This window comes from Natronobiforma cellulositropha (assembly GCF_025629245.1).
In the GTDB taxonomy this organism is placed as follows: Archaea; Halobacteriota; Halobacteria; order Halobacteriales; family Natrialbaceae; genus Natronobiforma; species Natronobiforma cellulositropha.
On sequence record NZ_JANZXN010000019.1, the window covers coordinates 113,088 to 125,888 of the forward strand.

Consider the following 12,801-nt stretch of genomic DNA (forward strand, 5'->3'; position numbering starts at 1 on the left):
CCCTCCTGCGGAAGCATACTGATCTGACTGCCAGTCTGCTGTCGCACGTGAGCCAAACTCGTGCGCCAGCAGGTACGTTCAGTCGGGACTCTACGGGTCGTATTCGCCACGGTTGAACACGACGTGGTTACCCGTCGTGAAGGCGCGGATGTTGAGTGCGTTGTACGGCTGGACGACCACTGGCATTACCGGCCAAACAACGCACGGACGATGCGCCACAGTAGCGGGCCGGGCTGTCCCGGCCCGGCGAACCCACCGCTCGCCAGTTCCCCATGGTCAATTCCCGGCGCTCGGTAGCCCTCGATCTCGGCGTCGGTGAGATGGTACGGTGGGTAGAGATCGGCGTGCTGGTAGTGCATCGTCTGTTCGGCGAAGCCCTGGCCGAGCACGCGAAACGCCTCTGGGGGCTCGAGTCCGAGTCGGAGATACGCATCGCGGACCTGACACTGGAGGTGGTGACAGAGTAAACCCTGAATAATCTCGGTCGTCAGTTCCGACTCGAGGGTGGCCTGTGGAGGCGTCATCTGGAGCTGTGCATCGGGTGGTCCCGTGCTGGTGTGGCTGCGCTCGCCGACGACCGGCTCCTCGACGCGGCCGTCGTTGGCGCGACGCTGGTACTGGAGGTCCAGTGCCGACACTTCGGTGATCGGCTCAGTATCCGGCGGCAGGCGCGCCTCGAGTTCGGCCGACAGCGCCTCGTAGAGGTCGTACGCGTCGGTGATTCCCGCGACAGCGTCTATCGGCGACATCGCCGCTGGATCCTCGAGATAGGCGTCGAACTCGAGGGCGAGAAACACATCGGCGCGGTAGACGATACCGCCGACGGGAGCGGTCTCGTCGGGCATCTCCACGATGGGTGGGACGTCAGGGTGGAGCGCGCTGTGATACTGCTGGGCGTAGGGACCAAACTGTCGCTCGAAGCCCTCGAACTCGAGGCCGAACACTGCGCCGAGGGTGTAGGGAATCCACTCCGGTGTCAGGCGTGGTGGGAGCGTCGGATAGCCGCGCTCGCGCTGGACGTAGTACTTGGCGTACTCCTGGGCTTGCCTTAGATTGACCGAATCATCTGGGTCCTGCTTAGTTCCACGGTTTGGATACGTATTCTGTTCGTGATAGACTATGTCGAACTGCTCTTTTCCAATTGATATCTCATGCAACACCTCTTGATTATCCGTAACATCGACACCGATTCCGTCATCATTCTCACCGATAACTGATGCATGCATAGTTATTGGTCCCTCACACCAGTTGGGTCCTCGTCCACCCATGACAGGTCAATATCCATTCTTCGGAAGAACTCAATTACTCGCTCTTCGATACCGAGCACTCGAGCGACCTCGAGCGTGAGGTAGATGTCTTCGCGGTGGAGTCGGTCTTTGCCGACGTGGATGGTCCCGCCGACGGCGAGTGTCACCGCCATCGCCTCGGGCTGAGTCAGTCCGTACTCCGAGACGAGCGGCTGGACAACGCTCTGAGTCGCACCGAGCGTAACCGCATACTCGGCGTACTTGTAGGCGTCACGCAACCGGTCGGGGCCGACGCTCAGGAGGTCAGCGTCTTCGATTCCCGCCGTCACTTCCTCCGTCGAGACATCGCCCTGGAGTACCTCCCGGCGGGTTTTGTCGACTCGCTGGACGTGGACCGTCGTCGTGGCGAGGCGCTGAATCCCCAGTTCGCTCCCCTCTACGATGTACCCCGTGGCATCGCGCTCGAGTGCTGGGTTCGGTTCGATCACCAGTGAACGGCGCTCTTGCGAGAGCAAACTGATTCGGCCAGCGGTCTGCTGGCGGACGTGTGCGAGTTCGTGCGCGAGCAGATATTTCCCTTCCGCGCTCTCAGGGTCGTACTCCCCGCGGTTGAACACCACGTGGTTCCCGGTGGTGAACGCCCGCGCCTCGAGCGCACTCGCCGCCTTCGCGGCCTCTGGACCCGTATGAAGCTGTACGTCCGAAAAGGAATCGCCCATCCGCTGCTCCATCTCCTCGCGGACGGCCCCCTCGAGCGGCTTTCCTGGTTGGGAAATTACGCGCCGGACCACGTCGGGTGTCGCGGTCTCACCTGCTAAATCGCTCTCCACCTGCGCCTGGACCGAACGCATCGCACTCGGCGTATCGAGTTCGACACCCGCTTTCCAGGAGCTACGCACTCGAGCGACGCGAACCTGCTCGCCCATCGGCGTGTTNGCGTTCGCCCAACTTCTGGACGTTCTCGAGACCACGACGCAGGATCATCTGATCGAGGATGGCCGCCTGGTCGCGCGAGGGCTGGCCCACTCGGTTTAGGTACTGGTACGGCCGCGCCCCGCGCTGGGTCTGGGCCTGCGCTCGAGTGCGCTGTGTACGTTCGTTTCGCTCACTGTCGTCGTTCGAGCGGTCGCGTCGGTCCCGGTCGAAGCTCACACGCTCCACCTCGTGTGTCGTTGCATTGGTAATTATCGAAGCGTTACTACTCGCTCATCTTAGCTGTTGGTGATCGGACACGCTGACGATGAGCGCTACTCGAGAGCTCGTCCAAACGAACGGCGTCACCGACACCCATTTCCAGAAATTATATGTATCTATCCGTGAAACTCACGCGCTGGAAGCTGCGCCCGCCGACCGGGAGGGGCAGACATGAGAAATGCCCCGGGTGGAACCAGCACCCGCGGCGTGGCTTCCGACCATGCGGTCAGTGAGCCATGACTCCATACCAACCACGCGACCTTAAAAGGCTCGCAAACGACCAGTACAGGCGTCGAGAACGCGGAATTCTGAGCAACAGCGCTCGAGTACGCACACCGACCAGTCACGGCCCGCCGGAGGGCCACCGATGAGCGAGGAGCCCCCAGCAGAGCCACAGGGCGACGGGTCGGCGGGCGACTCGAGTCCGTGGTTCGTCGACGAGGACGCCGACCTCGAGTGGAAGCCGCCGCGCTGTCCCCACTGCGAGAGCGTCGTGGTCGGGGTGACGGCGACGGGACCGGACACCATCCAGGCCTCCTGTGGCTGTTGGCTCACGCAGGCGGAGGCTCGAGCGTTGCGAGAGCGCTCGGACTAAGACGAGACCGAAGGTTCGTAACGAAACATGTGGTCTGACCCGAATCTCTTTATGCTACAATCGACTACAATTGGGTACACTATGCCGGTACTCCTCGAAGACCACGACCCCGAAATCACCCTGCAGCCAGGAACTACGAAGTCAGACGTCGTGGAGTATCTGTACCGTAACCCAGAGTGGGGATATTCACCACGAGACATCAAGGAATCTCTCGACATCCCACGGGGGACCGCTACAACCACGCTCAAACGCCTCTACGACGACGGGTACGTCGGGAAAACCGACGACGGCTATTACCACGCTCTCGGCGAACGGGAAGACATCCGGCGGTACGTTTCGAGTCTCGAACAGGTACACCGGATGTTCGGTCGCCACCGCGATGCGGACGCCACGCCCGAAGAACCCGAGAAACAAATCGGTGACGGCCGCACTGACGAAGAACTCGATGCAGAGCTCGCAGAGCTAGAAGACGACATGGACGAATTGAATGAGTAAACTGTCCGCGGGAGACGTTTGCTGGGCTCGAGACCCAACAGGTGCCCACCCCCAGAGACCGATTATCGTGTTAGCCCACGACACACACCCATTCAGCGCCACCGACTGTACGGTGATGTGTGTAGGGACGAGCGCCGGTACCAGCAAACGACCCCCGAACTCAAGGACGAGCACCTCGACGGCATCTCTTTCAACGATACGTCGTACCTGATGCCGTGGGCACTGTACACGATTGCACCGGGGACAATCATGAACGGTACAACAAAAGGCGAGCTTACGGAAGATGGACGCAGACTGGTCAAAAAGTCACTGATTTCCCTCATCCCGTAACTGGTAGACGAGGGGGGATCACGAACGATTGTCACGAGAGAACGCAGCGCCGCATCCACACACAGTCGCGCCAGCCTATCGGTATCGGTATAGGGTATCCAGCCAACAGGTCGGGTATGAACGTCACCGTCACCCCCTCCCGGGTCAGCGGCGAGGCGCGAGCACCGCCATCGAAGAGCTACACTCACCGGGCGATTCTCGCCTCCGGCTACGCCGACGAGGCGACCGTCACCGACGCGCTCTGGAGCGCCGACACCCGCGCGACGGCGCGCGCAGTCGACCTCTACGGCGGGTCCGTCGAACGCGACGAGGCGGGCGTCCTCGAGATCACCGGCTTCGACGGGCGGCCCGACGTGCCCGCGAACGTGATCGACTGTGACAACAGCGGGACGACGATGCGACTGGTCACCGCGACCGCCGCGCTCGCCGACGGAGTCACCGTCCTCACCGGCGACGCCTCGCTGCGCTCGAGACCGCAGGGACCGCTGCTCGAGGCGGTCGCCGACCTCGGCGGAGAGGCGATCAGCACGCGAGGCAACGGCCAGGCCCCGCTCGTCGTGACGGGACCGGTCGCGGGCGGGTCGGTGTCGATCCCCGGCGACGTCTCCTCGCAGTACATCTCGGCGCTGTTGATGGCCGGCGCGGTCACCGAGGAGGGAATCGACCTCGAACTCGAGACACAGCTCAAATCGGCCCCCTACGTCGACGTGACGCTCGAGGTGCTCGAAGACTTCGGCGTGACGGCCGAGAAAACGGCCGACGGCTTCAGCGTCGCGGGCGGGCAGGCCTACCGGCCGGTCGGCGGCGAGTACGCCGTCCCCGGCGACTTCTCGTCGATCTCGTATCTCGCAGCAGCGGGCGCGGTCGCGGGTGCGGAGTCGGTTCGCGTCGCGGGTGCCCACCCGAGCGCGCAGGGTGACAGCGCCATCGTCGAGATCCTCGAGCGGATGGGTGCGGACATCGAGTGGGACCACGACGCGGGGACGATCGACGTCGCCCGGAGCGAACTCGAGGGCGTCGAGGTGTCGGTCGAGGACACCCCCGACCTACTGCCGACGATCGCCACCCTGGGTGCGATCGCCGACGGCGAGACGCACATCGTCGACGCCGAACACGTCCGCTACAAGGAGACCGACCGCGTGAGCGCGATGGCCGAGGAACTCGAGAAGATGGGCGTGTCCTCGAGCGAAGAGCGCGACTCGCTGACGATCCACGGCGCGGACTCACAGCTGTCGGGTGCGACGGTCGACGGCCGCGGCGACCACCGCATCGTCATGTCGCTCGCGATCGCCGCACTCGTCGCCGAGGGCGAGACGACCATCCAGGGGAGCGAGCACGTCGACGTCTCCTTCCCCGGCTTCTTCGACGTACTCGAGGGACTCGGTGCACGCGTCGGGACCGGTGAGGAGAGTCACTGACCGAGGTCGAACACCGCGACCTCGTCGAAGACCGCGCTGGCGAGGCGAGAGGGGTCGAGGCTACAGACGAGCAAGCCCACGGAAACCGTCTCACCACACTCGATCCGGCGCTCGTCGATCGGGACCCAGGTCTCGCCGTCGCTCGAGTGGTACGCCGTCACCGTCGGGCCGACCCGGTCCAGGCGATACCAGTGGGGACCGTCGGTCGCCGCCTCGAACTGTGTGCTGACGAGGTAGCGTTCGGAATCGGGCCGCCAGATGACCTCCGACTGGCCACCGCCGATCGCCCCGACGAAGCCGAGCGGTGCACCCGACTCGGGGCTGGCGCGAATCGCGAGTCCCGCCTTGCTGTAGGTCGTGACGTGCTCGCTCTCTCTGAGGCGGGCGACGATCCGGGCGTCGCCGTCGACCTCGGTATAGGCGAAGTGACACTCGTCGGTGTCGTACCAGAGGTTCACGCCGCCGCCGTGGACCGTCCACCGGCCGGCCGACTCGTCGTAGCGGCTCGAGCCCGGCGGGGTCGCTTCGCCGACGTCGACGTGGTCGGTGAGCCGAACGGCGGTGTGTTCGCCCGCGCGGGTGTGCTCTCGAGGGGCGGCGACGACGAGACAGTCTTCCACGTCGAAGCGCGCGCCGCCCGCGCGTCCGTCGGTGATCGACAGCGACCAGTCGTGTACTCCGACGACCTGGTTGACGATGGCCAGGCCGACGCCCGTGCCGCCGTCGGTCGTGGTGTAGCCGTACTCGAGGACCGACTCACGCTCGTGTTCGGCGATGCCGGGACCGTCGTCTTCGACGAAGAACCCGGTGTCCGTGACGCCGACGGTGACGTCGACGGTCGTCCCCGCGTGGACGATGGCGTTTTTGAACAGGTTCTCGAGGAGCAACGAGAGGTAGTGCGGGTCGGCCCAGACGGTCGCCCCGTCAGAAACCCGTGAGTCGAGCGTGGAGCTGTCGACGGAGACGGCATCCCAGGCGGATTCGACCGCCGGGGAGAGTTCGACCGGCGCGATCGACGGCTCGTCGAGTTCGGTACGCGCCGTCGTGACCAGGTCGTCGATGAGGTCGCGAAGCTGTTCGAGCGCGGCTCTCGTCTGCTCGAGTGGCTCTTCCGTCCCGGTTTCGAGCGCGTACTCGAGGTAGCCGTGGGCGATGTTCAGCGGGTTCCTGAGGTCGTGAGCGGCGAAACTCGCGAGGCGCTCGAGGCGCTGGCGCTGGTAGTGGAGGTCGCGCTCGAGGCGTTTCTCTTCGGTGACGTCACAGCGGACGCCGACGACGCCCTGGACGGTGCCCTCCTCGTCGTGCCAGGGAAACCGGGAGGTACGCCGCCAGAACGTCTCGTCGTCCTCGACGAACTCGAGGTAGGGCTCGTCACGTTCGAGGATCGGATCGCCGCTCTCGATCACGGCGACGTCGGACTCGTGGGCGCGACGCGCTTCCCTCTCGATCGCACTGGAGGAGATTTCGAGTTCGGTCTTCCCGGTCGGGTCGGCCCACATCTCGGCGCAGGCGCGTTTCGAGAGCCGGAGACAACGGGCGTCGCGGTCTTTGACGTAGAGTTCCAGTGCGGGCTGTTCGAGCAGCGCCTCGAGAATCCGGTGTGAGTCGTGGTGCGTACGGCTTCGGGCGGCCGTCTCGAGGTGGTCGCGAACGCAGGCCAGGAGCGTCTCACCGGTCGGGTCGGCCGTCGTCGGGAGGTAGGAGACACCCGCACCGGCCGCCGCTCGGAGCAGTTCCGGCGTGTCCGTCGGCGGGGTGAAGACGACTGGAGCCGGCGGCGTCTGAGCACGAGCGGCCGCCAGGAGGTCGGCCGGCGACCCGTCCGGGAGCGAACCACCGCTCACCAGGCAGACTGGACCCGCCGGTGAGTCAGCGTCGAGCAGTTCGCGCGCTGCAGCGATCGACGACGCCGTCTCGAGCGAGAGCGCGTCGTCTCTACCGAAGACCGCTCCGAGTTCGGCGTGGACGTGCTCGTCGGTGCCGACGGAGAGGACTGTCCGAGGTGCCGTGTCGCGACCGGACATACTGTTCGCGTATCAGTACGTGTGAGCAAGCGTATAGAGACTGCGGCCATTCGCCGGCGGGGAGAGAAGTTGACAGGGGGTGCGGGTTGGCCCACCCGCGCCAGCCGAGGCGCTAGTACTCGACGACGGAGACGTCCTCGAACACGCTGACGCAGTGGTTCTCCGGGTCGTGACTGCAGACTGCCAGCCCGACCGCTGCGGCGTCCTCGAGCGAGAGGGCCCGTTCGTCGATCGGGACCCAGGTCTCGCCGTCGCGAGAGTGGAACGTCGTCACCTGCTCGCCGGTTCGGTCCAGTCGGAACCACGGGTACGTCTCCGGCCCGGCGGGCAGTTGGCGGCTCGCGATCGGGTCGTCCGGCGTCGGTCGCCAGAGGAGTTCGGTCGCCGGGCCGCCGGTCATGCCGACGAATCCGAGCGGTGCGCCGGCCCGGGGTTCGCCGCGGATCATCAGGCCTGCTTTCCGGTGTTCGTCACCCTCGCCGAAGTCCGCGACGCGGGCGACGATCCGGCCGTCGCCGGCGAGTGGCGCGTGGACGAAGTAACACTCGTCGATGTTGCTCCAGACGTTCTCGCCGCCGCCGTGGACCGTCCACCGGCCGGATCCCTCGTCGTGGTCGACGGTCCCCGCGGGAGTCGCCCCGCCGATGTCGGTGTCCGCACGGAGGGTGACGTTCTCGCCGTCTCTGAGGTCTCCCGGGGCGGTGACGAGCAGGCAGTTGCTCACCTCGAAGCGCGCGCCACCGATCGACCCGGCGGTGACGTCGACCGCCCAGTCGTGGGACTCGGCGATCTGTGCGACGTAGGCGAGACCCATTCCCGACCCGTTCTCGGAACCGGTGTACCCGAAGTCGAACACTTGCTCGCGTTCGTCGTCGGGAATGCCGGGACCGTCGTCTTCGACGAAGAACCCGGTCGGCATCGTCCCCACGGTGACGTAGACGTCGGTGCCCACGTGTTGAATCGCGTTGCGAAACAGGTTCGCGAACAGCTGTCGGAGGAGGCGTTCGTCGGCCGTGATCACCGTCCCATCGGGAACGGCGTTGCGAAGCGTCGCGTCCCTGATCCCAACCTCTGACCAGATCTCTTCGATCGTCGTCTGTAGGTCGACCGTCGAGAGCGTGGCGACGCCGGCCTGGTCGCGCGTCATCTCGAGGAGGTCGTCGATGAGGCGTTCGATTCGAGACAGCGCCCGGGAGACCTCCGCGAACGCGTCGTCGCTGCCGGTCTCGCGTCCGAGTTCGAGGTAGCCGTTCGCGACGTTCAGCGGGTTCCGGAGGTCGTGTGAGACGAAACTCGCGAACCGGTCGAGGTGTCGCTGCTGGCGTTCGAGTTCGTGCTCCCGGCGTTTCAATTCGGTGATATCGCGCGTGAGACCCATGAGACCGCAGATCTCGCCCTGTTCGTTTCGCCAGGGAACTTTCGTCGACTCGAGCCAGATCGCGTCGACGTTCGGGATGTCGAGCGCCCACACCTCCTCTTTCTCGACGATGGGGTCGCCGGTCTCGATCACGTGGAGGTCGTCCTCGTAGGAGTTCCAGGCCTGGTCGCCGATCTCGTGAGCGTACACCTCGGGGTCGGTCTTCCCGATCGGATCGACCGAGTCGGTATCCGTCCCGACGCCGGGACCGACGCGGACGTGTCTGGCCTCCCGGTCTTTGAAGTAGACGGAGATCGGCAGGTCGCTCATCATCGACGTGAACATCGCACTCTCGGTCTCGTGGCGACGGCGGCGCTCGCGCAGTTCGATCTCCGCACGCACGCGCTCGAGCAGTCGCTCACCGTCGTCGTCGAGCGAGCGAGGGAGGTAGGCCACGTCGGCGGCACTGGCCTCGCTCGCGAGTCGGTCGCTACCGCGTTCGGGGTAGAGAATCACTGTGGCGTGTGGATCGCGCTCACGGATGGCGCGTGCGAGGTCGAGTTCGCTTCCGTCCGTCAGGCCGCCTGCGGCGACGACTCCGTCGGCCGTCTCGAGTGCGTCGAGTGCGGCGTCGATCGAGGTCGTCGGTTCGATGGCGACGCCGTCGAGCGCGTCGAGGAGAGCGGCACGCTCGCGCGCGCTCGAGTCGCTGTCGGCGTAGAGTAGCGAGAGTGGGCCGTGGTGACGATCGCCCATTGCGTAATTCGTCCGTACTCGAAGGTTATATGCACTCTGGCTAGGCCGCGAGCGGACACGTATTACTGAAAGCCTAAATGGAAGGAACCCCCAGAGGGCGTAATGAACGGCAACCGTTTCGGTCGCCTCTTTCAGGTGACCACCTTCGGTGAGAGCCACGGAGCGGCGATGGGCTGTACGATCTCCGGCTGCCCCGCCGGTCTCGAACTCGAGGAAGACGACATTCAGGCGGAACTCGACAGACGAAAACCCGGACAGTCGATGATCACGACGAGTCGGGGCGAACCCGACGCTGTCTCGATCAAGTCCGGCGTCCAGGACGGCTACACCACCGGGACGCCGATCGGACTCGTCATCCAGAACAAAGACGCCCGCTCGGGCAAGTACGAACCGTTCATCACGGCGCCGCGCCCGAGCCACGGCGACTACACCTACTCCGCGAAGTTCGGGACGCGAAACTGGGGTGGCGGCGGCCGCTCCTCGGCGCGCGAGACCGTCAACTGGGTGGCTGCGGGTGCGGTCGCGAAGAAGATCCTCGCGAGTGAGGGCATCGAGATCAAAGCCCACGTCAACCAGATCGGTGACGTGGTCGCTCCCGACGTCAGTTTCGAGGAGATGCTCGAGCACACGGAGGGGAACGCCGTCCGCTGTGCACACCCTGACACCGCAGCCGAGATGGAGGCACTGATCGGCGAGTATCAGGAGCAGGGAGACTCCATCGGCGGCAGCATCTACTTCGAGGCACAGGGCGTCCCGGTCGGTCTCGGCGCACCCCGCTTCGATTCGCTCTCCGCGCGACTCGGCCAGGCGATGATGGCGATTCCCGCGGCCACCGCGTTCGAGTTCGGACTCGGCCGGGAAGCCAGGGAGTACTCCGGCTACGAGCGCAACGACGACTGGGAGTTCGGCGAGGACGGCCACCCGAAACCGGTCGAGAACGACCACGGCGGCATTCAGGGCGGCATCTCGAGTGGCGAGCCGATCTACGGCGAGGTCACGCTCCACGCGCCGACGTCGATTCCGAAGACGCAGACGACGGTCGACTGGGAGACCGGCGAGGAGAGAGAAGAGCAGGTGCTCGGCCGCCACGATCCCGTCTTACCGCCGCGGGGCGTCCCCGTCGTCGAGGCGATGCTGGCGCTCACGCTCGTCGATTTCGTGCTCCTCTCCGGACGGATCACACCCGACCGCCTCGACGGCGAACCCGGAACCTACGACACCGACTACCACCCGAGCAACCCGAAAAACGAGTGACTCGAGTGACGCCGACACACCGGTAGTAGGGACGTCGTCGCCGGGTGAACGGGCGGCCGGCGGCCTCCCAATTTACACGATTTTTAAAGAAGAATGCGGGCCAGCGTACAGGAATCGTACGAGGACGTTCATCCTTCACGAAAGATCCTTGGTAATGTATAGCAAAGGCTTTAGGTTCGGTGGGGCAAAATTCCGACTACAGTTGGTCCAGGAGGGCCACATCCTACTATGAGCGACAACGAACTTATCTGGCGAGTCGCGGGGGGTTCCGGAGACGGAATCGACTCGACGAGCCAGAACTTCGCGAAAGCGCTGATGCGCTCGGGGTTGGACGTATTTACCCACCGACACTATCCGTCACGGATCCGCGGTGGCCACACGTACGTCGAAATCCGGGCTGCAGGGCACAACGTACAGTCACGAGGGGACGGCTACAACTTCCTGCTCGCACTAGGTGACTCCTTCGCACGGAACCCACAGGAGGACGCCTACTACGGCAACGAAGAGCTGAAACCGCTCGCAGAGAACCTCGACGAACTCCGCGAAGGCGGGGTCATCGTCTACGACTCGGGTCTCATCGACGAGGAGGACGCGGCGAGTCTCGACCTCGAAGCGCGTGCCGAGGAGAACGACTGGCACGTCTACCCGATGGATCTGCGCTCGCTCGCACGTGAGCACGGGCGCGAAGTCATGCGTAACACCGCCGGTGTCGGTGTGACCGCGGCGCTTCTCGGCATGGACCTCTCTCACATCGAGGACCTCATGGAGGACGCGATGCCCGAGAAGATCCTCGAGCCGAACCTCGAGATTCTGCACGAGGCACACGAGATCGTCACCGAGGAGTTCGAGTTCACCCACGACCTCCGTATCCCGGAGGGCGAACACGACGAAGAGCAGGCGCTGCTCTCGGGATCGAACGCGATCACCTTCGGGTCGATCGATTCGGGCTGCCGGTTCATCGCGGGCTACCCGATGACGCCGTGGACGAGCGTCTTCACGCTCATGTCCCAGCACCTCCCCGAGATCGGTGGCATCTCCGAACAGGTCGAAGACGAGATCGCCGCCGCCGCGCTCGCCGTCGGTGCGAGCCACGCCGGCGTGAAAGCCATGTCCGGTTCGTCGGGTGGCGGGTTCGCACTCATGAGCGAACCGCTCGGTCTCGCGGAGATGACCGAGACGCCGGTCGTCCTCTTAGAGTCGATGCGTGCCGGTCCTTCGACCGGGATGCCGACGAAACCGGAGCAGGCCGACCTCGAGTTCACCCTCTACACGAGTCAGGGTGACTCCCAGCGCGTCGTCTTCGCCCCCGGCACCGTCGAGGAGGCCTACGACCAGACGCGGATGGCGTTCTACATCGCCTACGAGTACCAGATTCCGGCGATCATCATCTACGACCAGAAGCTCTCCGGCGAGAACACCAACGTTCCCGTGAGCTTCTTCGACCGCGAACCAGAGCCGACGCTCGGTTCGACGCTGACCGAGGCGGAACTCGAGGAGGCCGTCCACGACGCCTCCGGGAAGTTCCACCGCTTCCAGCACGAGACCGAAAACGGCGTCAGTCCGCGCTCGCTGCCCGGCCAGAAGGGCGGGCGCTACCTCGCGACCGGTAACGAGCACACGCCGGAAGGCCACATCTGCGAGGACCCTGACAACCGCGTCACCCAGATGGACCGCCGGCTCCAGAAACTCGAGGAGATCCGCCGGGAACTCGACGAGGAACACGAGTCCCAGCAGACCTACTTCGGCGAGGAAGACGCCACCTACGGCATCATCACCTGGGGTTCCTCCCAGGGCGTCGTCGAGGAGGCCGTCGAGCGCCTCAACGAGCAGGGTCACTCCGTGAAAGGCGTCGGCGTCTCCGACATGATGCCGTTCCCCGAACAGGAGATGACCGAGTTCTTAGAGAGCGTCGACGAGGCGATGGTCGTCGAGATGAACGTCTCGGCGCAGTTCCGCGGCCTGATCCAGAAGGAACTCGGCCGCTACGGCGAGAAACTCACCAGCCTGCTGAAGTACAACGGCAACCCGTTCGAACCGGCAGAGATCGTCGAGGGCTACGAACTCAACATCGAGGGATCGGACACGGAACCAACCGCACAGATGCGGCTCGAACCCGCCGCAGGTGACTAAT

At 64.9% G+C, this 12,801-nt stretch carries 10 protein-coding genes; 5 read left to right on the forward strand and 5 right to left on the reverse strand.

Annotated elements, in window-relative coordinates; genetic code table 11:
- Positions 1 to 90 precede the first annotated feature (90 nt).
- From N0B15_RS18330 to N0B15_RS10180, 3 genes are read right to left on the reverse strand one after another with little or no spacing between them, the layout of a single operon-like run.
- Complete coding sequence (locus N0B15_RS18330) at positions 91 to 186, reverse strand: eCIS core domain-containing protein (RefSeq protein WP_425494226.1); 96 nt, start codon at positions 184 to 186, stop codon at positions 91 to 93.
- Entirely contained in the window at positions 186 to 1,268 is a 1,083-nt protein-coding gene (locus tag N0B15_RS10175; RefSeq protein ID WP_484549516.1) for a DUF7958 family protein, read from the reverse strand. The genes N0B15_RS18330 and N0B15_RS10175 overlap by 1 nt, the downstream gene beginning before the upstream one ends.
- Complete coding sequence (locus tag N0B15_RS10180) at positions 1,229 to 2,173, reverse strand: eCIS core domain-containing protein (protein ID WP_263019592.1); 945 nt, start codon at positions 2,171 to 2,173, stop codon at positions 1,229 to 1,231. Before N0B15_RS10180 ends, N0B15_RS10175 begins: the two co-directional genes overlap by 40 nt.
- Before the next feature lie 635 nt (positions 2,174 to 2,808).
- Here N0B15_RS10180 and N0B15_RS10185 point away from each other — a divergent pair.
- The 3 genes from N0B15_RS10185 (at position 2,809) to aroA (ending at position 5,279) form a co-directional block, all read left to right on the forward strand.
- Complete coding sequence (locus N0B15_RS10185; protein WP_263019593.1) at positions 2,809 to 3,036, forward strand: hypothetical protein; 228 nt, start codon at positions 2,809 to 2,811, stop codon at positions 3,034 to 3,036.
- 81 nt (positions 3,037 to 3,117) lie between these two features.
- Positions 3,118 to 3,531 carry a MarR family transcriptional regulator gene (locus N0B15_RS10190; RefSeq protein ID WP_263019594.1) on the forward strand — a complete coding sequence of 138 codons (414 nt, stop codon included), beginning with the start codon at positions 3,118 to 3,120 and terminating at the stop codon, positions 3,529 to 3,531.
- A gap of 446 nt (positions 3,532 to 3,977) precedes the next feature.
- A complete protein-coding gene (gene aroA, locus N0B15_RS10195; RefSeq protein WP_263019595.1) occupies positions 3,978 to 5,279 on the forward strand; it encodes a 3-phosphoshikimate 1-carboxyvinyltransferase in 1,302 nt (433 codons plus the stop codon).
- Here aroA and N0B15_RS10200 read toward each other — a convergent pair.
- Together N0B15_RS10200 and N0B15_RS10205 are read right to left on the reverse strand one after the other, a co-directional pair.
- A complete protein-coding gene (locus tag N0B15_RS10200) occupies positions 5,273 to 7,303 on the reverse strand; it encodes an ATP-binding protein (protein ID WP_263019596.1) in 2,031 nt (676 codons plus the stop codon). The genes aroA and N0B15_RS10200 overlap by 7 nt on opposite strands.
- A 112-nt stretch (positions 7,304 to 7,415) precedes the next feature.
- A complete protein-coding gene (locus tag N0B15_RS10205) occupies positions 7,416 to 9,416 on the reverse strand; it encodes an ATP-binding protein (RefSeq protein WP_263019597.1) in 2,001 nt (666 codons plus the stop codon).
- A gap of 102 nt (positions 9,417 to 9,518) precedes the next feature.
- Between N0B15_RS10205 and aroC the strand changes: the two genes are divergently transcribed.
- Positions 9,519 to 10,670, forward strand: a complete 1,152-nt coding sequence (gene aroC, locus N0B15_RS10210) for a chorismate synthase (protein WP_263019598.1) — start codon at positions 9,519 to 9,521, stop codon at positions 10,668 to 10,670.
- A gap of 228 nt (positions 10,671 to 10,898) precedes the next feature.
- The gene (locus N0B15_RS10215; protein ID WP_263019599.1) at positions 10,899 to 12,800 is read left to right on the forward strand and encodes a 2-oxoacid:acceptor oxidoreductase subunit alpha; all 1,902 of its coding nucleotides are present in this window, start codon (positions 10,899 to 10,901) and stop codon (positions 12,798 to 12,800) included.
- The last annotated feature ends 1 nt before the right edge of the window (position 12,801 follow it).